Genomic DNA, 22,372 nt, shown 5'->3' with positions numbered 1-22,372 from the left:
CCAACAAGCCTGGCGGGCTGCACATGGCACCGCCTAACTCCTCGTCCGAGGCGGACGGCTCCGCCGCCCCTCAACTCCAGCGTTAGGCAAAGGGGGAGCCATATGGTTTTTGTAGTATCAGTCCTCGCAATCTTTGCCTTGTATCTCGCAGCACGTATTGGTGCGGCTATTGGCAGGCGCAGCCCGGCGCCCGTCAGCCTTTTTTTAGCGGCCAGCGCGGCGGTTGCTGCTGTCTACTGGCTCTTCGTCTGGGAACTTCACGCCGGGGAGGGAGCTGCCGGCGGCGTAGTTATTTTTGTGGTCTTCGCAAAAGCGTTCGGTGTTGTTTGCTTAGTTGCCGCGGGCGCTCTGCTGTATGGGTCAGCCACCCGTGACACTTCACCACCGGATGCCTAACATCTCGTCCGAGGCGGACGGCTTCGCCGCCGCTTAACTCCAGCGTTAGGCCGCACACGGAGAGATTCGCAATATGGAAAAGTCACAAGCCGACGCGATCGCTCAGGCCCTCCTGGAGCCGGACATTCGCGCTCAAGAAGAGCTCCGAGAAAAACGCGCCATAGAGTCAGTGCAGCTTGCTCGCAAACGGCGAGTCGCTTGGCTCACCCTCATCGGCGCAGGTATCGGGTCTGCGGTCGCTTACTTCGGCGGCATCCACTTTTCCATCGGCGTTATTTGGGGTGGCTTGTCCGGCTCTGCGGTTGGCTGGCTCATCACTCGTGGGGCTGCGGCCTAACCACTCGTTCAAGGCGGACGGCTTACCGCCGCCGCTTAACTCCAGCGTTAGGCGATACCAGATCACATGTTCCAGTACGATGAATCTTTCGTATTCCTCAAAAAATGGCATAGAGCAGCCTCCGCTTTCATCGCAGTTCTCATGGTCTACAACTACCTCATCCCATGGCCACCGCCCAACAGAAATCAGCTGACAATCGGCTTTTTTGGGTCGGTGTCTTTCGCGCTGATGGCAATCTTTGGGAATCGAGTTCGGGGCGCTCGCTTGCTCTCGGCCGTAACACTCTTGATTTTTATAGCCGCACTCTTCAATAAGCTCGTTGGGCATGGCGCCTAACATCTCGTTCAAGGCGGACGCGATAGTTCCCACGCTTTAGTGGACACCCTGATCTAACTTTTCAGGAATGCTCCATGCCGAAACCAGGCCCAAGAACGACCACGCGCTACAGCGAGCAATTCAAGGCCACCGCCGTGCGCCTCAGCCAGCTCCCAGGCGTCCAGGTGCAGGACGTCGCCGCTTCGCTTTACATCCATCCCTTCATGCTGTCTCGTTAGCGCAAGCAGGCGCGCGAGGGCACGATCATGGTCAAGGGTGTGGACGTCGATCCGGCCGTCGCGGCCGAGCTGAAGGAGCTGCGTCGGGTGAAGAAGGCCTACGAGCAGCTGAAGGTCGAGCATGACCTTTTAAAAAAAGCGATCGCGTTCACTTCCGAACGAAAAGCGAGCGCTTCGCCTTCATCCAGACCCAGCAAGAACACTACCCGGTGAGGCGGCTGTGTCGCCTGTTTGGGGTCAGTGCCAGCGGCTTCTACGCCTAGTGCGCCCGTCCGCTCAGTGAGCGCGCGCAGGAGGATGCACGCCTGATGACGCAGGTTCGCCAGGTGCACCGGGCGAGCCGGGAAACCTACGGCAGTCCGCGCGTGCACGCCGAGCTTCGCCGGCAGGGCGAGGCGGTCGGGCGCCGCCGGATCGAGCGCCTGATGCGCGAGCACGCGGTACGCGCCTGCTCGGCCTCGTTGTATCGACGCCTGCCGGGCCTTGGGCGGTTCTTCGCCAGCGTGGACAACCAAGTTCATGCGCTGACCATCGATCGCTGCGACCAGGTATGGGTCACGGACGTGACGTACCTGAAGGTCGCCGGCACCTGGCGCTATCTGGCCACGGTAATGGACCGCTATTCACGCCGGCTGCTGGGCTGGGCGCTGGGCCGGGAGAAATCGTCCGTGCTGACCTGCCGCGCGCTCGCCTCGGCCACGCGCCATCGACGCCCTGCGCCTGGGACCGTCGTGCATAGCGATCGCGGCGTCGAGTTTCTCGCCAGCGACTTCAAGCAAGCCTTGGGCAAGGCCGGCCTGGTGCAGAGCGTGAACCGCCCGCGGCGCATGACCGACAACGCGCACATGGAGTCGTGGAACAAATCGATGAAGTCGGACATGTACCACCGCCAGCGCTTCACCGACGACCGGACGCTGCGCGGCGCGCTCCGCAGCTACATCGATTTCTACAACCAGCACCGCTTACACTCGGCCTTGGGATATCGGTCGCCGATCGAGTTTGAGGCCCAATGTGTCTGACCTACGGTGTCCACTTTTTCGTAGGAACTCTCAGCGCTTACCGCGCGCCGCTTAACTCCAGCGTTAGCCGTCAGGAGCTTCCCGTTGAAGCAACGTACTCGCCCACTCAGCAAGAAACTCATGCCTGAGACTTATGCGCACGATGATGTTGTGACGTTTCGCGTTGGTAAAGCTGCAAGCCCAGAGAGCCAGGCACTTAGCCCAGTTACAGTACCGGTTCCGCTCATGTATCGGCTGTATCACTTAGCCCGTGCATACGACCTTCGTAGCATCATTCCCTTGCATCCAACATCGGGTACCGTACTCATCCCATATGTGGGCGTTCAGACGCTTGGGCTAGAGCTTGAGTTGCTGTCTAGCATCATCGATGATCCTGCGATCGATCAATGCGTCACCCAGCTTCTTGAGCTTATTTCTAATACACGTAACGACACCAAGTTTTGTCTGCTGGCTGATTTGTAGTTGCGGCTTAAGTGCAAAACGGCTAACAACTCGTTCAAGGCGGACGTCTTCGCCGCCGCTTAACTCCGGCGTTAGGCCCTTGGAGAAAGATCATCATTCTTTTCGCTGCTCTCGCCTTCGCGCAGCTCTCCTCCGCGGCGGCGCCGCTTACTAGAGCGGAGATCATCAAGCTGGCAAAACACCAAGCGGTCAGTTACTGCAGTCGGAGCATGCTCGGGCCTTACACCAAAGTCGGTTGCGAGTATTCGGCAGATTTCGACGGCAAGACGTGGGGCGTCATAGTTCACTCCATCTACAAAGATGCTCAGGGCACAGATGTAGCCGTCTCCGGAGCCGACAGAATCTATGTCTTTTCGCCTGAAGGTGCGTTGCTACAGGAGCACTACGGCCAGTAGCCTAACCACTCGTTCAAGGCGGACGCGCGTACCGCGCGCCGCTTCACTCCAGCGTTAGAGGGCGGCGGGAATGATGTTCTTGGTGTTCTTTTATCTGGCCCTCGCTGTGCTCATGCTTCTTCCGCTTCTCGGCGTCTGGTTCATGGTCAAGCGCGTGCCCGATTCCAAGCGCTCGCTCATTCTTGTCGCCGCCGCAACGATTCTGCTTACCCCTTCTTGGGCGCCCGTAACCATCACTGTGGTCCTTGTCCCGTTTGGGTTCCTGTTTTTCGTTACGCTATTCACCTTGTCTTGGGTTGAGCTTGCGGGACTGGTGAGCCTGTTTCCGATCTGGCACGCGATAGCGTTTCCGGTCACGGCCTTGATCTCTTACTTTGTCATTCGCAAGCGGCCCTCTAACAACTCGTTCAAGGCGGGCGGCTCCGCCGCCGCTTAACTCAAGCGTAAGAGGGCCAAAGACCGTGAGCGTAGTCAGCGACTTCGAAGAAGCACTCGCGCATGGTCTGGCCAACCTGGACGCTGATGAATGGGCCATAGCTAAAGCACAGGACGCAATCTTGGCCAAATTGGATCCGCATGAGGCCTTTCTAGGTATTACCGGCATGCTGCAAGTAGCTGCGAAACAGGAATATCCGTTTTGTTTTGCTGCTTGCTGCTGGTTCGTCCTAAGTCTTGCCCGGAAAGCGGACACAAGCGAGTTTCCGTCAGATGCCAAGATCATCCTTCCCGCGCTTGAGGCACGTGCGGCACTGCTTGGGGAGCAGTGTTCAAATGAGCTCGCAAAGGTTCTCGCATGGTTCCGATTGCCCTCTAACATTTCGCTCAAGGCGGACGGCTCCGCTGCCGCTTAACTCCAGCGTTAGGCGCACTTTGGAGATTTCTTGGTGACCGATGTAGCAACCCTTCACTTCATGTGCGGAAAGATGGGCGCTGGCAAGTCCACTTTTGCCAAATCGCTCGCGATGTCCTGCGAAGCGGCCCTGCTCTCGGAAGACGATCTGCTACGGGATCTCTATCCCGGTGAGGTGATCGATCTCGCCAGCTATGCCACGTTGTCCGGCCGGATCAAGAACGCTCTGGCCGGACACATTTGTGTGCTGCTACGTAGGGGCGTATCAGTCGTCCTTGACTTCCCGGGCAACACCGTCGCCCAGCGGAGCTGGTTCCGGCAACTCATTGATAGGGCCGGTTCTCACCACCAGCTGCACTACCTCAGCGTGCCGAACGAAATTTGCAAGCAGCAGCTGCGGGAACGCCGAGCCACCAATGCCCATGACCCGCTACAAGACGACGCCACGTTCGATGCCCTGCTGGCCTACTTCGCACCGCCGACGCCTGAAGAGCAGTTCGTTGTAATCCTGCATGAGCGCACCTGACAATTCGTCCAAGCGGACGCGCGTACCGCGCGCCGCTTAACGCAGGCGCTTGACGTTGCCCCGGGATGTCGCGGTCACGACGTGCCTGCGTCCAGCAGGCGAGCAGGGGCGACTGAGGCGGATCAGGCGGCTTCGGGCATCCGGCACAGCCGCCCGATATCCAGCAGGGCGACAAAACCACCGGCCACCGGCACCACGCCGCTGACGGGTTCGTCGGCACGCGCGGCGCGGCCGGCGGGGGGCGGCTCGATGGTTTGCGCGGTGGGGTGGATGAGGTCGCCGATGGCGTCCACGCGCAGGCCGATGAGCTGGCCGTTGGCGTGCAGGATCACCACGCGCACGCCGGCCGGTTCGGCGGCGGGCTGCTCGGGCAGGCCGAGGCGGCGGCGGCCGTCCATCACCGGCACGATCTGGCCGCGCAGGTGGCGGATGCCGAGCAGGTCCGGCGCGGCGCCGGGCACGGGGGTGATCTCGCTGTCGCGCAGTACTTCGCCGACCTCGGCGAGCGGTGCGGCGTAGTGCTGACCGGCGAGCTGGAAGGTGAGCCAGGACTGCGCCGTGGCCTCTACCACCGGCGCGTGCGAACGGCTGCGGGACGGGCTGGCTGCGCTCATGGGACGGACTCGGTGGAGGTGGAGGAACGCTCGGATGCCGCTGCCCTGCCCGGCCGCGCAGCGGCCGCCGGGACATCGGCCATCGCCGACAAGGCAGGTGCGGTGACGGCCAGCGTCTCCGCGGCGCCGGTGCTCGCCGCGTCCTGCGCGGCGGGCGGGAGCGCAGCGGCCGGCGGGTTGACGTCGGCCGTAGCGGGCTTGCCGGCGTCCATGGTGAAACGGCTGGGGCCGTCGCGATCGCTCAGCACCACCACCATCACGCGACGATTGCGGTTGCGGCCGTCTTCGGTGGCGTTGTCGGCGATGGGCCGCACCTCGCCCCAGCCCATGATGCCGAGCCGGCTCGGGGTGACCCCGTGGTCGGAAAAAAGCCGCGCCACGCTGGCGGCACGTGCGGCGGACAGCTCCCAATTGGACGGATAGGCGGCCGTATTGATCGGCTTGTTGTCGGTGTAACCCTCGATCCTGAGCGGATTGGGGAACGGCGCCAGGATGCCGGCAAGACTGCCGAGCACGCTCTGCGCCTGCGGGGCGATGCGCGCCACGCCGCTGGGAAACAGGATGTCGGTGCGGATCTCGATCTCCAGCCAGTTCGGCGTGCGCCGGATCACCACCAGCTTCTTGTCGATCAGCGGCTGCAGCGCCTGCTCGACGCTGTGCTGGATGGCGGCGAGGTTCTGCTGCTCCTTCGTCGGCGCGGGCTGGGCGGCCGAGCCGGGCAGGCTGATGGGGGTGAGCGCCGAGCCGTGGCCATTGGCCTGCGGATCGACCACCGGCGCGGCGCTGGGCGACGCACTGGGCGCCATGTCGGACGGCGCGATCACTCGGCTGGTGCCGTGGAAGGCCTCCATCATCGACTGCGACAGCACGCGGTACTTGCCCTCGTTCACCGCGGACATCGCGTACATCACCACGAAGAAGGCCAGCAGCAGGGTGATCAGGTCGCCGTAGGGAATCGCCCAGCGCTCGTGGTTCACGTGCTCTTCGTGGCGCTTGCGCCTCATGGCAGGAAGCCCTGCAGCTTGCTTTCGATCTGCCGCGGGTTGTCGCCCTGGGCGATCGACACGAGCCCCTCGATGAGGATCTCGCGCATCTCGGTCTGCTTGTGGATCATGCCCTTGAGCCGCGCGGCTATCGGCAGCATCAGCAGGTTGGCCAGACCGATGCCGTAGATGGTGGCGACGAACGCCGCGGCGATGCCGTGACCGAGCTTGCTGGGATCGGCCAGGTTCTGCATCACCGCCATCAGGCCCATCACGGCGCCGATGATGCCCATGGTGGGCGAGTAGGTGCCGGCGTTCTCGAACACCTTGGCCGCGTCGATGTCGGCCTGCTCGCGCGTGCCCAGCTCCACCTCCAGCACGCTGCGGATGGCCTCCGGCTCGCCGCCGTCGATCAGAAGCTGCAGGCCTTTGCGCGAGAAGCCGTCGCGCATCTCGTCCAGCTGCGGCTCCAGCCCGAGCAGGCCCTGGCGGCGCGAGACCTCGCTCCAGCCGATGATCTGCTTGATCAAGTTCTGCGGGTAATGCAGCGGCGGCTTGTAGACCAGCGGCAGCAGCTGCCCGGCGCGCTTGAGCACCTTGCCGGGCGTCTGCACCATCAGCGCGGCGAAGGTGCCGACGAACACGATGAGGAACGCCGCCGGATTCCACAGCGACTCCAGACTGGAGCCCTTGAGCACCGTGCCGATGGCAATGACCGCGAAGGCCAGCACCGTTCCAATGAGGCTGACCAGATCCATCAAGCACTCATCCGCAACGCGGGCAACAGCTCGCCGCTGTCATCGGCGAGGCCGGCCAGATCGAGCACCAGCGCGAGGCGGCCATCGCCGGTGACGGTGGCGCCGGCCACGCCGGTGGTGCCGGCGAACAGGTGGCCGAGCGGCTTGACCATCACGTCCTCGCGGCCGATCACCTCATGCACCAGGCAACCCAGGCGCAGGTGGCCGATGTGCAGCACCACCACGTGGCGCCCGGCACCGTCGGCCACGCCGGCCCAGCCGGCGAGATCGCCCAGCACCAGCGCGCGACCGCGATGCGCGGCCACCATGCGGCCGTCGAGCAGGCTGTCCTGTCCCGGGCGCAGCTCGAACACTTCGTCGACGTTGCTCAGCGGCAGCGCCAGCAGGCGATCGCCCACGCGCACCATCAGCACGCGCAGGATCGCCAGCGTGAGCGGTACGGTGAGTTCCAGCGTGCTGCCGTGGCCGAGCCGCGATTGCACGCGCAGCGTGCCGCCCAGTTCGGTGATGCGGGTCTTCACCACGTCCATGCCGACGCCGCGGCCGGAGATGTCCGACACGGTGGCGGCGGTACTGAAGCCGGCGCGGAAGATCAGCTCGTAGCACTCGTTCTCGGTGAGGCGTGCGGCCTGCGCCTCGTCGATCACGCCCTTCTCCACCGCCTTGCGCCGCAGCACCTCGGGGTTCATGCCGCGGCCGTCGTCGCTCACCGTGATGACGATGCGCTCACCGCGCTGGCTGGCCGTGAGGGTGACCGTGCCGCGGCGCGACTTGCCCGCGCGCTCCCGATCCTCCGGCCCTTCCAGGCCGTGGTCCAGCGCGTTGCGGATCAGGTGCACCATCGGGTCGGCCAGCGCCTCGACCAAGCTGCGATCGAGATCGGTGCCCTCGCCTTCGGTGACTAGGTCCACGTCCTTGCCGAGCTGGCGCGCGAGGTCGCGCACGATGCGCGGAAAGCGCTGAAACAATCGCCCGACCGGCTGCATGCGCATGCCGAGCACGGCGTTCTGCAGGTCGTCGGCGACGCGGTTGAGCTCGTCCACGGTGGACGACAGGCTGCTGTCGCCATTGCGCGCGGCCAGCGTGAGCAGGCGGTTGCGCAGCAGCAGCAGTTCGCCGGCCTGGTTGACCAGCGCATCGAGCCGCGCGGTGTCCACGCGCACGCTGGTCTCGGCCGGGGCAGCGGCAGCGCGGGCGGGTGCGGGTGCGGGAGCCGGCGCAGGCATGGGGGCCGGCGCCGCGGATGCGACCACCTGGCCGGGCGTGCCGCCCTTGCCGTGCAGGTTGTCCAGCAGCGCCTCGAACTCGTCGTCGTTGATGCCGCCGGCGGCCGGCGCTGCCACCGCAACCACCGGGGCCGGCGCACCGTTGCCGTGCAGCTGGTCGAGCAGCGCCTCGAATTCGTCGTCGTTGATGGTGTTGGACACAGCGGGCGCGGCGACAGGCGCCGGTTCCACCGTGCCGGGGGCGGCGGTGCCGTAGAGCGAATCGAGCAGCGCCTCGAACTCGCTGTCGTCGATGGCGCCACCGGCCGTCGCGGCCGCCGATGGCGGCGCCGCGACCGGCGCGGGCGCGGGCGGCGCACCCTTCTTCGGCGGCGTGAGGCGCACCAGCAGCGCCGGCGGCGGCATCGCCATGGCGTCGTTGGCGGCCAGCGCGGCCATCATCGACTGCAGCAGGTCGAGCGCTTCGAGCAGCGCGTCCATCCGCGCCGGGTCGATCAGCAGGCTGCCGTTGCGCGCCTCGTTGAGCAGGTCCTCGGCGTGATGGCACAGCTGCACCATCGGGTCCACGTTGAGGAAGCCGGCGCCGCCCTTCACCGTGTGGAAGGCGCGGAACACGGCGTTGAGCAGCTCGGCGTCCTGCGGCGCGGCCTCCAGGCCCACCAGCTGCTCGCCGAGGCGCTCGACCAGCTCGCCGGCCTCGACCAGGAAGTCGTCGCGCAGTTCGGCGTCGAAGGAGGGATCCATCTAGCGGTTTCCGGCAGGCAGCACGACGCCCGCCGCATGACGGCAGGCGTGGGAGAGGCGACGCAGCGTCGGCGCGATCACCGTCATGCGCGGGCTCAGAATCCGAACTCGCTCAGCAGGCGATCGGCCTCGTCCTGGCTGTTGATCTTTTCCACCGCCTCGACCGGCTCGCGGCCGGAGAGCGCGCCGGTGAGGCGCACCAGTTCGAGCATGGACGACTCCACCGAGCCGATGAAGGCGACCACCTTCTTGATGCGCTGGCCGGAGAGGTCCTGCCAGGACTGCGCCATCACCATGTCGTTGAGGCCGGCGTTGCAGCTCTGCGCGAAGGCGCTGGCCTGCTGCGCCAGCGCGCAGACGGCGTCGCTGCCGGCGGGATCCGTGGCGAGGATGGTCGCGGCGTTGTGCGCCAGCGCCTCGGCCTCCGGGCGGGTGCGTTCGGCGAAATCCAGCGTGCGGTGCGCGGCCTGCGAGCTCATCTCCAGCACGTCCTGCAGGTGCTTGCGCGCGTCGGTGACGCTGTCCGGATAGCCGTCCTGCACCAGCTCGCCGCCGAGGCGACGCACGGCGTCGTGCAGGTCGCGGGCCAGCAGGCCGAGCGCGCGGAACAGCTTCTGCTCGCGCTGGCGCACGATGGAATCGAGCGCCTGCTCGAAGGCCGGGCCATCAGGGCTGTTGAGCAGCTCGTGCAGCTCGTTGGGCAGCGCGTCGGGGGTGAGGGTGAGTTGGGCGCTCATGCGGAAGCTCCTGCCGCGGCGAGCCGCTCGAAGATCTTGGTGAGTTTTTCCTGCAGCGTGGCGGCGGTGAACGGCTTGACGATGTAGCCGTTCACGCCGGCCTGGGCGGCGGCGATGATCTGGTCGCGGTTGTTCTCGGCGGTGACCATCAGCACCGGCAGCCCCTTCAGCGAGGCCTCGGCGCGGATCGCGCGCAGCAGGTCGATGCCGGTCATGTTGGGCATGTTCCAGTCGGTCACGACCATGTCGAACGGCTGGCTCTTGAGCATCACCAGCGCGTTCTCGCCGTCGTCGGCCTCCTGGATCAGCTGGCCGGAGAAACCCAGCTCCACGAGCAGGTTCCGCACGATGCGGCGCATGGTGGAAAAGTCGTCCACCACCAGGATCTTCATGTTCTTGTTCAAGCCCGTCTCCACTTGCACGATGGGTCGCCGTGCGCCAGCCCGTAGGTAAGTTGTGTTGCCCGCGTTGCTCAGTCGTCGTCGCGCCAGCCGGTCATGCGCGCGCGCAGCCGGATGATCGCCTGGCCGTGGATCTGGCAGACCCGCGACTCGGTGACGCCGAGCACCGCGCCAATCTCTTTGAGGTTCAGTTCCTGCTCGTAGTACAGCGACATCACCAGCTGCTCGCGCTCGGGCAGCGTGGTGATCGCATCGATCAGCGCCTGGCGCATGCCGGTCTGCTCGATGTCCTCGGCGGGAGTGAGCGTGCTCGAATCGGCCACGTCCATTGCCGGGCTGCCGTCGCCGTCGTCCGGCGCCGTGAGGCTCAGCAATCGGGAGCTGGCCGCATCGGCCAGCACCTGGTGGTATTCATCGGCCGTCAGCCCCAGCCGTTTCATCACCTCCGCGTCGTCGGCATCCGCACCGGTCTCCACCTCGATCTGGCGCACCACCTCGGCTACTTCGCGCGCCTTGCGATGCACCGAGCGCGGCGTCCAGTCGGTCTTGCGCAACTCGTCGAGCATGGCGCCACGGATGCGGATGCCGGCGTACGTCTCGAAGCTGGCCGAACGATCGGTGGCGTAGTTACGCGACGCCTCCAGCAGCCCGATCATGCCGGACTGGATCAGATCGCCCACGTCGACGCTGGGCGGCAGCCGCCCCATCAGGTGATAGGCGATGCGCCGCACCAGCGGCGCATGCGTCTTCACCAGTTCGTCGGCGCTTTGCCGTTGAAGTTGCAGGTATTCGGTTGCCACGCTCATCTCACCACCCCGTCGCCGGTGCAGCCTGACCACTGAAAAATGCGATGCGGTCGAGACCCGGGCGATCGGGTTCTGCCCATGTAACGGCCGCACCGGCCAATTGCTTGAATGCCTGCGCCGAACGGCTGCCCGGCGCCACATCCACCACCGCGTTCTGGCGGCGGATGGCCTGGCGCAGGCGCTCGTCCTGCGGCACCCAGCCCATGAAATCGAGCATCACGTCGAGGAAGCGGTCGGTGACCCGCGCCAGCTTCTGGTGCAGCGCCTTGGCCTCGCCGAGGTTGCGCACCATGTTCGCCACCATGTGCAGGCGCTTCACGCCGAAGTCGCGGCTGAGCACCTTGGCCATGGCGTAGGCGTCGGTGATGGAGGCGGGCTCGTCGCACACCACCAGCACCACGTCGTCGGCCGCGGCGGCGAACATCGCCACCGAGTCGGAGATGCCGGCGGCGGTATCCACCAGCAGGAAGTCGGGCACCTGGGGCAGCTCGTCGAAGGCGCGGATCACCGCGGCCTGCTCGCCGGAGCCCAGCTGCGCCAGCCGGCGCGCGCCGGAGCCGGCGGGAATCACCTTCAGCCCGTGCGGCGCCTCCAGCACCAGGTCGGACAGGCCACACAGGCCGTCGAGCATGTGGCCCAGGTGACGCGAGGGCGCCAGGCCGAGCAGCACGTCGACGTTGGCCAGGCCCATGTCGGCATCCAGCAGCATCGTCTCGTGGCCCATCATGGCCAGCGTCATGCCCAGGTTCACCGCCACCGTGGTCTTGCCTACGCCGCCCTTGCCGCCGCACACCGCGATGGTGCGGCAGCGCTGGCGCGTGGGGCGCCGGTCGAGGTTGGCCGCCTGCGTCGGCGCGTGGTGGACGACGGGTGGCGCGGCCATCTCGGTGAGCGACGAAACCATCTGCTTGAGTCCCCAGGCCTGATTCTTGATGAAGGCGCGCTCTTCCAGCGTGCCGGCGGAAAACGATGCGGGCGACAGCACGGCGCTCATGCGCTGGCCACCGCGAAACCGAAGCGCTCGGCCAGCGCGCTGTCGTCCAGCGTGGGGGCCGTGGCGGCGGATGTCTTGAGTACGTGGGCGGCGCGCAGCACCAGCACGCGGGCGTCGGCCACGGCGAGGTCTTCGGGCACGCGCTGGCCGTCGGTGGTGTAGTCCAGCGGCAGCTTGTGGCGGATCAGCACCGACAGCGCGCCGCCGAGGCTGGGCGCTTCGTCGAGCTTGGTGAACAGCACGCTGGCCGGAGCCAGCGGCATGTACGCGCGCACCGATTCCTCCAGCGACTGCGCCTGCGCGTTGGCGGCCAGCACCAGCGAGATGCGCAGCGCGATGCCGTCGCTATGGGCGACCTCGTTGAGCACGTCCATCTGCTGCTCCAGCCGCGGATCGGAGCCGGACACGCCGGCGGTGTCGATCAGCACGGTGTGCTTGCCCTTGAGCATCTCCAGCACCTGGCGCAGGCTCGCCGCGTCGTCGGCCGGGTACACGCGCACGCCGAGCAGGCGGCCGTAGTGCTCCAGCTGCGCGGCGGCGCCGATGCGGTAGTTGTCGGTGCTGACCAGCGCCACGTTGGCGGCGCCGTGGCGCACCACCGCCCTGGCCGCCAGTTTTGCGATGGTGGTGGTCTTGCCCACGCCGGTGGGGCCGACCAGCGCGATCATGCCGCCGTCGCTGTCGCCGCGGCCGCTGATGGCCACATTGCGGCTGAGCATGCCCAGCGGCAGGTAGCGCGCCTGCTCGGGACTGATCTGCTCGGGCAGGTCGTCGGCGAGCTGGCGGGCGACGTCAGCGTCGATGCCCAGCCGGGTGAATTCGCGCAGCACGCGGGCACGCAGCGGATGGCGGCGCTCCATGTCGTTCCAGGCCAGGCTGGACAGCTGCATCTCCAGCATCTCGCGCAGGCTGCCGAGCTCGGCGCGCATGCGCGCGGTGTCCTGCATGGCGCGTTCCACCGCCGGATGCATCGGCACCGGTTCCTCGGCAGCAGCGCGGGCGACGGCGGCCGGCGCGATCGCGGGGGCACTTGTGGTGGGGGTCGTGTTCGGTGCGGCCGGCGCGGTGCGCGCCGCAGCCGCCGGCGGCGTGGCGCGTGGGGCGACCGGCGCCTCGGCGCGAACCACCGGTGCGACCGGCGCACGCGTCGGCGCGGGACGGGCGACGGTCGGCGGCACGGCGGACTCGATGCGCGCGGCGGCCACCGGCACCTCCGGCACCTCCGGCACGGACGGCGCGGCCGCAGCGCTGGCGGTCTGTCGACGCCACAGGCGCGGCGACGGGGATTCCTCCACCGCCGGCGTCGATGCCTTGCCGGCCGGCGCCGGCGCTTCGTCACCGGCCGGCACGCCGTGGCGGGCGGCCTCGCGTACCAGGGCCTCGTCGTAGTCGAGCGCGGCGATGATCTCGATGCCCTCGGCCAGGCGGCGGGTGGAGAGGATCACCGCATCCGGGCCCTGCTCCTCGCGCACCAGCTTCATGGCCTGGCGCATGTCCGATGCGACGAAACGTTTGATCTTCATGCGTGCTTGCTCCGCAGCGAATGGCGGGAAACCGGGGACGAGGCGCGCGGTGCGGTGCGGCGGACGGAGTCGGCGGCGAACACCACGATGCCGGCGGGATGACGCGCCACGCGCTGCCAGCTCGGCGCCGTTGGCATGGCCGCTGGGCGGCTCGACTCTCGCTTCTCACTTCTCATCACGCACTCCTCGCTCAGCGTCCCAGTGCCTGCACCAGCCGCACCCGGCGGTTGTCGGGCACCTCGTTGTAAGCGAGTACGTGCAGGTTCTGTGCCACGTGGCGGGTGAAGCGCGCGAGCCAGGTGCGCAGCTGCGGCGCGACCAGCAATACCGCCGGTTCGCCGCTCATTTCCTGCTTGCGCGCGGCCTCGGCCACGCCCTGCTGCAGGCGGTCGGCCAGCCCCGGCTCCACCGCCGCACCGGTGCCGCCGTTGCCGGTGAGCGAGCTCATCAGGATCTGCTCCAGCTCCGGCGCCAGCGTGATGACGGGCACCTCGGTGCCCAGCCCGATGATCTCCTGCACGATCTGCCGGCCGAGCGTGACGCGCACCGCGGCGGTGAGCACGCCGGGATCCTGACTCTGGCTGGCGTGCTCCGCCAACGATTCGACGATCGAGCGCATGTTGCGGATCGGCACCCGCTCGGCCAGCAGGTTCTGCAGCACCTTGACCACCGTGCCCAGCGCCAGGCGCTTGGGCACCAGGTCTTCCACCAGCTTGGGCGCGGTCTGCGAGAGGCGGTCCAGCAGCTGCTGCACGTCCTGGTGGCTGAGCAGCTCGTGCGCGTGGCTGCCCAGGATGTGCGACAGGTGCGTGGCGATCACCGTGGCCGGATCGACCACCGTGTAGCCAAGACTTTGCGCGTTGTCGCGCTGGCCCTGCTCGATCCACACCGCCTCCAGCCCGAACGCCGGATCGCGCGTGGGGATGCCCGGCACCGGGCCGTGCACGTGGCCGGGATTGATCGCCAGCAGGCGATCGGTGTGCACCTCGGCCTCGCCCATCGGCACGCCCATCAGGGTGATGCGGTAGGTGTTGGGTCCCAGATCCAGGTTGTCGCGAATGTGTACCGCCGGCACCAGGAAGCCCAGCTCCTGCGACAGCTTGCGGCGCACCGACTTGATCCGCCCCATCAGTTCGCCACCCTGGTGGGTGTCGACCAGCGGAATCAGCCGGTAGCCCACTTCCAGGCCCAGCGGATCGACGCTGGCCACGTCCTCCCAGCCCAGCTCCAGCCGCTCGGTCGGTGCCGCCGGTGGCGGCACTTCGGCGGCCTTCTGCGCCACGCGCGCGGCGGTGTCGCGCTCGCGCTTGATCATCAGCCATGCCGCGCCGCCGCAGGTGGAACCGAGCAGCAGGAAGGCGATGTTCGGCATGCCCGGGATCATCCCCATCACGCCCAGCACCGCACCGGCCACGGCGAGCGCACGCGGCTGGCCGAAGATCTGCGAGACCAGCTGCTTGCCCATGTCCTGCGACTTGGACACGCGGGTGACGATCACCGCCGCGGCGATCGACAGCATCAGCGAGGGCACCTGCGCCACCAGGCCGTCGCCGATGGTGAGCAGGGTGTAGGTCTTGGCCGCTTCCGACGCGGACAGGCCGTGCTGCAACACGCCGACGAAGAAGCCGCCGACGATGTTGATCATCAGGATCAGGATGCCGGCGGTGGCGTCGCCGCGGACGAACTTCGAGGCACCGTCCATCGAACCGTAGAAGTCCGCTTCCTCGCGCACTTCCTGGCGGCGCTCGCGCGCCTGCTCCTGCGTGAGCAGGCCGGCGTTGAGGTCGGCGTCGATCGCCATCTGCTTGCCGGGCATCGCATCCAACGTGAAGCGCGCGGTGACTTCCGACACGCGGGTGGCGCCCTTGGTGACCACCACGAAGTTGATGATGGTGAGGATCGCGAACACCACCAGGCCCACCGCGAAGTTGCCGCCGATGACGAACTCGCCGAACGCCTCGATCACCTTGCCGGCGGCGCCGGGGCCGTCGTGGCCGTGCAGCAGCACCACGCGGGTGGAGGCGATGTTGAGCGCAAGGCGTAGCAGCGTGGCCATCAGCACCACGGTGGGAAAGGCCGCGAACTCCAGCGGCCGCATCACGTAGATCACCGCCAGCAGGATCACCAGCGACAGCGCGATGTTGAAGCTGAAGAGCATGTCCAGCAGGAACGGCGGCAGCGGCAGCATCAGCATCGCCAGCGCGGCCAGCAGGATCACCGGCGCACCGATGCCGCGCTGGCCGATCTGCTTGAGGTTGTTCAGTGCACCGACGGCGGCCATGGCGTGTTTCCTGGGGTGGCGCGGTGCCGTTGCCGGCCCCGCTACAACTTGTACGGACCCATCAGGTCCGGATCGATTTCCGGCTGCGGTGGGGGCGGTGGCGGCGTGTCGCCGCGCGCGCCGGCCTGTTTGAGCTGGAATACGTAGGCCAGGATCTGCGCCACCGCGACATACAGCGATGCAGGTATTTCCCGACCCAGCTCGGTCGTTGCATACAAGGCGCGTGCCAACGGCGGCGACTCGACCAGGGGAATGCGATGGCCGGCCGCCACGGCGCGAATCTGCTGGGCCATCACGTCCACGCCCTTGGCGATCACGCGCGGCGCGCCGAAGCGGTTCTCGTCGTACTTCAGCGCCACCGCGAAGTGGGTGGGGTTGGTCACCACCACGTCGGCGGTGGGCAGGTCCTGCATCATCCGGCGGCGCGACATCTGGTGCTGCACCTGGCGGATGCGGCTCTTGAGCTCGGGGTTGCCCTCGGTTTCCTTCGACTCGTCCTTGAGCTCCTGCTTGGTCATGCGCTGGCGCTTGGAGTGGTCGAACTTCTGGTAGAGCGCATCCACGCCGCCGATCAGCCCCAGCATGCAGCCGAAGGTGAGCGCGGCGCGGCCGAGCAGGCTGATCGCGTCGGCGATGCCGAACGCGACGGATCCGCGACCGGTCGTCAATAATTCGCCTTGCCAGTGACGTAAAAGCAGCACCAGCGCGAAGCCGATCAGCACCAGCTTGAGCAGCGCCTTGCCCAGCTCCACCAGCCCGCGCATGGCGAAGATCTTGCCCAGCCCCGCGATCGGGTCGAGCCGGTCGAACTTCGGCTGCAGCGCCTGCGCGCTGAAGTTGAGCCCGCCCAGCAGGATCGGCGCCGCCAGCGTGGCCAGCACCGTGGCAATGGCGACGGGCGCGAACATCGCCAGCGCCTCGCTCACCGCCATGTGCAGCACGCGGCCGGGCAGCGCCTCGGAAAACAGCGCCTCGCGGGTGTAGCCCAGGCCCAGCCCGTAGATGGTGCGCACGTGCGCCATCGCCGCCGGCGCGCTGGACATCAGCGCCGAGACGCCGGCCAGCACCACCAGTGCGCCGGAGAGGTCGCGCGATCGCGGGACGTCGCCTTTTTCGCGCGCTTCCTTGAGGCGTTTTTCGGATGGTTGTTCGGTGCGGTCTTCGGCGCTGCTCTCCTCGCTCACGGCGCGCCTCCCGTACCGGCGAGCTCATGCATCAGCGACCACGCGCTGTCGGTGAGCGACTGGAACGCGCCGGGCAGGCTGCGCAGCGACAGCCACAGCACCACGATGCCCAGCGTCACGGTGATCGGAAAGCCCACCGCGAACAGGTTCATCGACGGCGCCGCTCGGCTGATCGCGGCGAACCCGATATTCACCACCAGCAGCGAGGTCACCGCCGGCAGCGCCACGCGCACGGCGCCGGAAAACAGCTGCGCGCCGAACAGCACGATCGCGTGCATGCCGTTGGCGCCGATCACGCCGCTGCCCGGCGGCAGCGTGCGGAAGCTTTCGGCCAGCAGCGCCACCAGCTGCAGGTGGCCGTTCATCGCCAGGAAGATCAGCGTCACCAGCACCATGTAGAGCTGGCTAAGCACCGGCGTGCTGCCGCCGCCCTCCGGATTCACCACCTCGGAAAAGCCCAGGCTCATGCTCTGCGACACCATCTGGCCGCCGAAGGACACCGCCTCGAATACCAGCTTGAGCACGAAGCCGATCGCCGCGCCGATCAGCACCTGGCCGACCATGGTGGCCACGCCCTGCGCGCTCATCGGATCGACCGTGGCGGGCGACAGCGGCGCCAGCACGAATGTCAGCAGCATGACGATCGCCACGCGGATGCGCGCCGGGATGGTGGTGTTGCCGAACACCGGCGCCACCATCACCAGCCCGCCCACGCGCCCCATCGCCCACAGCAGCGAACCCACCCAGGCCTGCAGCTGGGCCAGGTCCACCTCGGTCACTTGATCGCCCCCGGCAAGCCGGTGATCAGGTCATGCGTGAAGCGCACCAACGTGCGCAGCATCCACGGCCCGGTGATCAGCGCCACCGCGGCCATGGCGATCAGCTTGGGGATGAAGCTGAGCGTCATTTCGTTGATCTGCGTGGCCGCCTGGATCACGCCGATCAACAGGCCCACCGCCAGCGCGGTGAGCAGCAGCGGCGCGGCGACCAGCATGGCGATGTACAGCGCGTGCTGGCCGAATTCGATGACGGATTCGGGGGTCATGGCAGCTTCGCTCCCTCTCCCCCGGCGATGCCGGGGGAGAGGGCTGGGGAGAGGGGGAGGCTGTTGAGGATCGCGCCGCACGAGAGCGAGAGCATTGCCCGCGAGCGGGCTCCTACAGGGCATCGATGGCGTGCGGGCGTCATGTGTAGAAACTCCCCGCCAGGGTACCGATGAGCAACGTCCATCCGTCGACGAGCACGAACAGCATGATCTTGAACGGCAGCGAGATGATCATCGGCGAGACCATCATCATGCCCATCGACATCAGCACGGAGGCCACGACGAGGTCGATGATCAGGAACGGGATGAACAGCAGGAAGCCCATCTGGAACGCGGTCTTCAGCTCGCTGGTGACGAACGCTGGCATCGCCACGCGCAGCGGCACGTCGGCCTTGCTGGCGTAGGGCTGCTCCTTGGCGAGCTGGGTAAACATCTGCAGGTCCGCATCGCGGGTCTGGTCGAGCATGAAGCGCTTGAACGGGGCGGTGGCCGCGGGCAGCGCCTGCTCGGCGGTGAGCGTGCCGTCCATGTACGGCTTCACGCCGTCCGCGTAGGCGTGGTTGAGCACCGGCGACATCACGAACAAGGTGAGGAACAGTGCCAGCCCCAGCAGCACCTGGTTCGGCGGGGTGGACTGCGTGCCCAGCGCCTGACGCAGGAAGCCCAGCACGATGATGATGCGGGTGAACGAGGTCATCATCAGCAGGACGGCCGGCAGCAGCGTGAGCACCGTCATCAGTGCCAACACCTGCAGCGACAGCGTCCAGCTCTGGCCGCCGCCCGGCGCGCTCTTCACCGTAAGCACGGGGATGCCGGCGCCGGAGCTGGGCAGCGAGGCGGGCATGCTGATGGCGGGCGCGGCGGCCGGTGGCGTCGACGATTGCGGCGCCGCCGCAGCGACCAGCGGCAGCAACGCGCACACCAGCACCAGTGCGACGCGAATGGCGAAACGGGAAAGACGCGTCATGGCGTACGCTTCCAGCGGGCCAGCAGTTCGGCGAAGCCGGGCGCGGGCGCGGGCGCGGCCGGCGGGGCGGGCTCGTCGTTCGTTGCCACCTCACCGTCGAACACATGCAGCGTGCGCAGGCCGCCCTGCCCCACGCCCACCAGCAGGCGCTTGCCGTTGGCTTCCAGCAGCAGCACGCGATCGCGTGCGCCGACCGCCAGCGTCTCCACGCAGCGGATGCGGCGCCCGCCGGGTGCGGTACGTCCGGCCAACCGACGGCTGAGCCAGCCGGCGGCGAAGATCAGCGCGATGATGCCGGCCAGGCTCAGCACCACGCGCAGCAGCTCGGCGCCGACGTTGATCTCGGGCGCGGCTGCCGCGGCGGCCGCGGCGGCCGCGGCAGCCTGGGCGGCGGGAGCGAGCAAGGCGAGCATGGCGGTGGACACGCTCAGCGCAGCTTGCGCACGCGCTCGGCGGGGCTGATCACGTCGGTCAGGCGGATGCCGAACTTCTCGTTGATCACCACCACCTCGCCGTGGGCGACGAGCGTGCCGTTGACGAACACGTCCAGCGGTTCGCCGGCGGCGCGGTCCAGCTCCACCACCGAGCCCTGGTTGAGCTGCAGCAGGTTGCGGATGCTGATGCGGGTGCGGCCGACCTCCATCGCCAGCGTGACCGGCACGTCGAGGATCATGTCCAGGTTGACGTCCTGGCCGTCGATGCTTTCCAGCGGACCGCGCTCGGCGGCGGCCTGCAAGGCTTCGGATGTGCTGCTCATGACGGGATCTGCTCCATGGAAAAGTCGCTGTGCAGGCGCACCTCGCGGCGGCCCGCCTGGGCTTGGAATCGCACGGCCTTGTGGCCGTTGGCCTGGCCGTAGCGGCCGCGGAAAATCGGCACGTCTTCGGCAAACACGGTGGTGAGTTCGGGCAGCTGCACCGGGATCACGTCGCCGGGACGCAGCTGCAGGAAGTCGCCGATGCTGATCTCGGTTTCCAGCAGCAGCGTGCTGAGCCCCACCTCGGCATCGAGGATTTCCTCGTGCAGGGTTTCGCTCCAGCGGTCGTCGCGATCCACGCGGTCGCTCTGCACGCCGGCGTCGAGCAGGGTGCGGATCGGCTCGACCATGGCGTACGGCAGGGTGAGGTGGATCTCGCCGCCGCCGCCATCCAGCTCCACGTGGAAGCGCGACACCACCACCGTCTCGGTGGGGCTGACGATGTTGGCGAACTGCGGGTTGATCTCGGAGTTGAGGTACTCGAACTCCAGCGGCAGCACCGGCGCCCACGCCTCGACCATCGCGGCGAACAGCTCCACCAGCATGATCTGGATGACGCGGTTCTCGGTGGCGGTGAAGTCGCGACCCTCGATGCGCGCGTGGTAGCGGCCATCGCCGCCGAAGAAGTTGTCGATCACGGTGAACACCAGCCGCGGCTCCATCACCACCAGCGCGGTGCCGCGCAGCGGCTTGATGCGCACCAGGTTGAGGTTGCTGGGCACCGCCAGGCCGTGCACGTATTCGGCGAACTTGACCATGCGCACGCCCAGCACCGACACCTCGCAGGTCTTGCGCAGCACGCTGAACACGCCGGTGCGGAAGTAGCGCGCGAAGCGGTCGTTGACCATTTCCAGCGTCGGCAGGCGGCCGCGCACGATGCGGTCCTGCTGGGTGAAGTCGTACTGGATGACGGCGTTGGGATCCAGCGGCTCGTCGCCGCCGGTCTCCACCGCGCCGCCTTCGACGCCGTCAAGCAGCGCGTCGATCTCGTCCTGGGAAAGCAGGTCGCTCATCGCCGTTCTCCGCTGATCACTGCATCACGAAGCTGGTGAAGTACAGCGCGTCGATGCCGGGCTTGCCGGTGCGCGCATTGATGATCTTCTGCACGGCGGCCAGCGCCTGCGCCTGCAGCTTCTGCTTGCCGGCGGCGTCGATCAGGTTCTCGTAGTTCTGCCCGCTGAAGAGCATCAGGAGCTCGTTGCGGATCACCGGCTGCGCTTCCTTGGCCGCGTCCAGCGCGCCCTGGTCATGGCTCATCAGGCTCACGCCCACTTGCAGATAACGCACCGCCTGGTCGTCGCGGAAATTCACCACGAAGGCCGGGTCGAGCGGCAGGTAAAGCTCGGGCCTGTGCTCCGGCGCGGCCGCGGCAGCCTTGCCGCCTGCGGCGTGGCGCGAGCCCAGCGTGGCGTAGAGCCCGGCGCCGCCGCCCAGCAGCACGATCACGGCGACGATCGCGATCAGCCGGCCGCGCTTGGGCTTGGGCGGAACGATCTCGATCGGTTCCTCTTCGGCGTTTTCCATGGTTCCCTCAATCGGTATGCAGGCATGACCTGTCCCCGCCATCGCGGGGTGGACTGATGGATCGATAGCAAACGCCATGCCATGCCCGGCACAGTGAGCGGGAACGCCAGTCGACGGGGGTGGACGCGTGGAGTGGCGGCAGTTTCTTGACGCGCGGCGGAATCGCCACGCGTCATCTTCGCGACGGCCGGCGGGACGCCGGCGGGTGCGGGTGACGGGGTTCCGTCAGTGCGCCGGCACAGGTGCCGATGTGGGCGCCGGCGGCAGGATCAGCATGGCGTCGCCGTAAGAGAAGAACCGGTAGCGCTGCGCCACCGCGTGGCGGTAGGCGTCCAGCATGAACTCGCGCCCGGCCAGCGCCGACACCAGCATCAGCAGTGTCGACTGCGGCAGGTGGAAGTTGGTCACCAAGCCATCGATGCTGGTGAAGCGGTAGCCGGGAAAGATGAAGATCTGCGTCTCGCCGGCAAACGGGCGCAGCACGCCCTCGACGGTGGCGCTCTCCAGCGCGCGCACCACGGTGGTGCCCACCGCGATCACCCGGCCGCCGGCGGCGCGGGTGTGGCGGATCTGTTCCACCAGGTGCGCGCCCACGTTGAGCCATTCGCGGTGCATGTGGTGGTCGGCGATGTTGTCCGCGCGCACCGGCTGGAAGGTGCCGGCACCCACGTGCAGGGTGACGTAGCCGAACTGCACGCCCATCGCCCGCAGGCGCTCGAGCAGCGGTTCGTCGAAATGCAATCCGGCGGTGGGCGCGGCCACCGCGCCGGGCTCGCGCGCGTAGACGGTCTGGTAGCGCTCCAGGTCGCTGGCTTCGGCGCCGCGCTCGATGTACGGCGGCAGCGGCATCTCGCCGAGTTTCAGCAGCAGCTTCTCCAGCGGCTCGGGCGACTCGAAGCGCAGGCGGAAGAAGCCCTCGTCGCGCCCCAGCACCACCGCGTGGCTGCCGTCGGCCAGCTCGATCCGGCCGCCCTCCTTTGGCTTCTTGCTCACGCCCAACTGCACCACCGCCTCGTGCGCGCCGGTGACGCGCTCGATCAGGATCTCCACCGCGCCGCCGGTGTCCTTGCGCCCGTAAAGCCGCGCCGGCAGCACGCGGGTGTCGTTGAACACCAGCAGGTCGCCGGGCCGCAGGAAGTCCGGCAGCTCACGGAACAGGCGGTCGTCGAGCGTGCATGCGGCCGCGTCCAGATGCAGCAGGCGGCTGGCCGAGCGCTCGGGCAGCGGCACCTGGGCGATCAGCTCGGGCGGTAGGTCGAAGTCGAAATCGGTCTTCTTCACGGGCGGCG

Annotated in this window: 27 protein-coding genes and 1 pseudogene; 8 read left to right on the top strand and 20 right to left on the bottom strand. The window is 67.5% G+C overall.

The genetic code is table 11. The annotated features are described in order from the left end of the window. Window positions 1-102: 102 nt before the first annotated feature. A complete protein-coding gene (locus ISP17_RS05105; RefSeq protein WP_404630666.1) occupies window positions 103-396 on the top strand; it encodes a hypothetical protein in 294 nt (97 codons plus the stop codon). Window positions 397-562: 166 nt separating this feature from the next. Here ISP17_RS05105 and ISP17_RS05100 read toward each other — a convergent pair whose 3' ends face one another. Then, on the bottom strand, window positions 563-1,060 hold the full coding sequence (locus tag ISP17_RS05100) for a hypothetical protein (protein WP_404630664.1): 498 nt from the start codon (window positions 1,058-1,060) through the stop codon (window positions 563-565). A gap of 83 nt (window positions 1,061-1,143) precedes the next feature. Between ISP17_RS05100 and ISP17_RS05095 the strand changes: the two genes are divergently transcribed. The 7 genes and pseudogenes from ISP17_RS05095 (at window position 1,144) to ISP17_RS05065 (ending at window position 4,539) form a co-directional block, all read left to right on the top strand. Further along, on the top strand, window positions 1,144-1,287 hold the full coding sequence (locus ISP17_RS05095) for a transposase (protein ID WP_404630662.1): 144 nt from the start codon (window positions 1,144-1,146) through the stop codon (window positions 1,285-1,287). Between the two features lie 27 nt (window positions 1,288-1,314). After that, entirely contained in the window at window positions 1,315-1,500 is a 186-nt protein-coding gene (locus tag ISP17_RS05090; protein ID WP_404630660.1) for a hypothetical protein, read from the top strand. Window positions 1,501-1,568: 68 nt separating this feature from the next. Further along, a pseudogene (locus tag ISP17_RS05085) lies at window positions 1,569-2,306 on the top strand (IS3 family transposase); the annotation flags it as partial. An 84-nt stretch (window positions 2,307-2,390) separates the two neighbouring features. Next, a complete protein-coding gene (locus tag ISP17_RS05080; protein WP_404630658.1) occupies window positions 2,391-2,768 on the top strand; it encodes a hypothetical protein in 378 nt (125 codons plus the stop codon). Window positions 2,769-3,245: 477 nt separating this feature from the next. Further along, on the top strand, window positions 3,246-3,599 hold the full coding sequence (locus tag ISP17_RS05075) for a hypothetical protein (RefSeq protein WP_404630656.1): 354 nt from the start codon (window positions 3,246-3,248) through the stop codon (window positions 3,597-3,599). A 25-nt stretch (window positions 3,600-3,624) separates the two neighbouring features. Continuing rightward, on the top strand, window positions 3,625-4,014 hold the full coding sequence (locus tag ISP17_RS05070; RefSeq protein WP_404630654.1) for a hypothetical protein: 390 nt from the start codon (window positions 3,625-3,627) through the stop codon (window positions 4,012-4,014). Between the two features lie 33 nt (window positions 4,015-4,047). Beyond that, entirely contained in the window at window positions 4,048-4,539 is a 492-nt protein-coding gene (locus ISP17_RS05065) for an AAA family ATPase (protein WP_404630652.1), read from the top strand. A gap of 122 nt (window positions 4,540-4,661) precedes the next feature. On the opposite strand, the gene ISP17_RS05060 is transcribed toward ISP17_RS05065, so the two are convergent. The 19 genes from ISP17_RS05060 to queA form a co-directional block, all read right to left on the bottom strand. Then, the gene (locus tag ISP17_RS05060) at window positions 4,662-5,153 is read right to left on the bottom strand and encodes a chemotaxis protein CheW (protein WP_404630650.1); all 492 of its coding nucleotides are present in this window, start codon (window positions 5,151-5,153) and stop codon (window positions 4,662-4,664) included. After that, the gene (gene motD, locus ISP17_RS05055) at window positions 5,150-6,157 is read right to left on the bottom strand and encodes a flagellar motor protein MotD (RefSeq protein WP_404630648.1); all 1,008 of its coding nucleotides are present in this window, start codon (window positions 6,155-6,157) and stop codon (window positions 5,150-5,152) included. Before motD ends, ISP17_RS05060 begins: the two co-directional genes overlap by 4 nt. Beyond that, window positions 6,154-6,894 (bottom strand): flagellar motor protein, encoded by a 741-nt coding sequence (locus tag ISP17_RS05050; protein WP_404630646.1) that lies wholly within the window; start codon window positions 6,892-6,894, stop codon window positions 6,154-6,156. Before ISP17_RS05050 ends, motD begins: the two co-directional genes overlap by 4 nt. Continuing rightward, window positions 6,894-8,864, bottom strand: a complete 1,971-nt coding sequence (locus ISP17_RS05045) for a chemotaxis protein CheA (protein WP_404630644.1) — start codon at window positions 8,862-8,864, stop codon at window positions 6,894-6,896. The genes ISP17_RS05050 and ISP17_RS05045 overlap by 1 nt, the downstream gene beginning before the upstream one ends. A gap of 95 nt (window positions 8,865-8,959) precedes the next feature. Next, a complete protein-coding gene (locus ISP17_RS05040) occupies window positions 8,960-9,601 on the bottom strand; it encodes a protein phosphatase CheZ (RefSeq protein WP_404630641.1) in 642 nt (213 codons plus the stop codon). Beyond that, entirely contained in the window at window positions 9,598-10,005 is a 408-nt protein-coding gene (locus ISP17_RS05035; protein ID WP_404630639.1) for a chemotaxis response regulator CheY, read from the bottom strand. Before ISP17_RS05035 ends, ISP17_RS05040 begins: the two co-directional genes overlap by 4 nt. A gap of 68 nt (window positions 10,006-10,073) precedes the next feature. Next, complete coding sequence (locus tag ISP17_RS05030) at window positions 10,074-10,808, bottom strand: RNA polymerase sigma factor FliA (RefSeq protein WP_404630637.1); 735 nt, start codon at window positions 10,806-10,808, stop codon at window positions 10,074-10,076. A gap of 1 nt (window position 10,809) precedes the next feature. Continuing rightward, window positions 10,810-11,802: a MinD/ParA family protein gene (locus ISP17_RS05025; RefSeq protein ID WP_404630635.1), complete on the bottom strand. Its 993-nt coding sequence runs from the start codon at window positions 11,800-11,802 to the stop codon at window positions 10,810-10,812. Beyond that, entirely contained in the window at window positions 11,799-13,325 is a 1,527-nt protein-coding gene (gene flhF, locus ISP17_RS05020; protein WP_404630633.1) for a flagellar biosynthesis protein FlhF, read from the bottom strand. The genes ISP17_RS05025 and flhF overlap by 4 nt, the downstream gene beginning before the upstream one ends. Window positions 13,326-13,515: 190 nt before the next feature. Further along, complete coding sequence (gene flhA / locus ISP17_RS05015; protein ID WP_404630631.1) at window positions 13,516-15,606, bottom strand: flagellar biosynthesis protein FlhA; 2,091 nt, start codon at window positions 15,604-15,606, stop codon at window positions 13,516-13,518. Window positions 15,607-15,647: 41 nt separating this feature from the next. After that, window positions 15,648-16,790, bottom strand: a complete 1,143-nt coding sequence (gene flhB / locus ISP17_RS05010) for a flagellar biosynthesis protein FlhB (protein WP_404630629.1) — start codon at window positions 16,788-16,790, stop codon at window positions 15,648-15,650. Then, a complete protein-coding gene (gene fliR / locus ISP17_RS05005) occupies window positions 16,787-17,569 on the bottom strand; it encodes a flagellar biosynthetic protein FliR (RefSeq protein ID WP_404630627.1) in 783 nt (260 codons plus the stop codon). The genes flhB and fliR overlap by 4 nt, the downstream gene beginning before the upstream one ends. Beyond that, on the bottom strand, window positions 17,566-17,835 hold the full coding sequence (gene fliQ / locus ISP17_RS05000) for a flagellar biosynthesis protein FliQ (RefSeq protein ID WP_404630625.1): 270 nt from the start codon (window positions 17,833-17,835) through the stop codon (window positions 17,566-17,568). The genes fliR and fliQ overlap by 4 nt, the downstream gene beginning before the upstream one ends. 139 nt (window positions 17,836-17,974) lie before the next feature. Next, window positions 17,975-18,802, bottom strand: a complete 828-nt coding sequence (gene fliP / locus ISP17_RS04995) for a flagellar type III secretion system pore protein FliP (protein WP_404630623.1) — start codon at window positions 18,800-18,802, stop codon at window positions 17,975-17,977. After that, window positions 18,799-19,227 carry a flagellar biosynthetic protein FliO gene (fliO, locus tag ISP17_RS04990; protein ID WP_404630621.1) on the bottom strand — a complete coding sequence of 143 codons (429 nt, stop codon included), beginning with the start codon at window positions 19,225-19,227 and terminating at the stop codon, window positions 18,799-18,801. The genes fliP and fliO overlap by 4 nt, the downstream gene beginning before the upstream one ends. A gap of 2 nt (window positions 19,228-19,229) precedes the next feature. Continuing rightward, window positions 19,230-19,559 (bottom strand): flagellar motor switch protein FliN, encoded by a 330-nt coding sequence (gene fliN / locus ISP17_RS04985; RefSeq protein ID WP_404630619.1) that lies wholly within the window; start codon window positions 19,557-19,559, stop codon window positions 19,230-19,232. After that, complete coding sequence (gene fliM, locus ISP17_RS04980; protein ID WP_404630617.1) at window positions 19,556-20,572, bottom strand: flagellar motor switch protein FliM; 1,017 nt, start codon at window positions 20,570-20,572, stop codon at window positions 19,556-19,558. Before fliM ends, fliN begins: the two co-directional genes overlap by 4 nt. A 16-nt stretch (window positions 20,573-20,588) precedes the next feature. After that, complete coding sequence (locus ISP17_RS04975; RefSeq protein ID WP_404630615.1) at window positions 20,589-21,083, bottom strand: flagellar basal body-associated FliL family protein; 495 nt, start codon at window positions 21,081-21,083, stop codon at window positions 20,589-20,591. Between the two features lie 225 nt (window positions 21,084-21,308). Continuing rightward, complete coding sequence (gene queA / locus ISP17_RS04970; RefSeq protein ID WP_404630613.1) at window positions 21,309-22,364, bottom strand: tRNA preQ1(34) S-adenosylmethionine ribosyltransferase-isomerase QueA; 1,056 nt, start codon at window positions 22,362-22,364, stop codon at window positions 21,309-21,311. Window positions 22,365-22,372: the final 8 nt, after the last annotated feature.

The sequence above is a fragment of the Dyella ginsengisoli genome, assembly GCF_044904665.1.
GTDB classification, from domain to species: Bacteria; Pseudomonadota; Gammaproteobacteria; order Xanthomonadales; family Rhodanobacteraceae; genus Dyella_A; species Dyella_A ginsengisoli.
The sequence above is the reverse complement of the archived record's forward strand: the minus strand, read 5'-3'. Positions and strand labels throughout refer to the sequence as shown.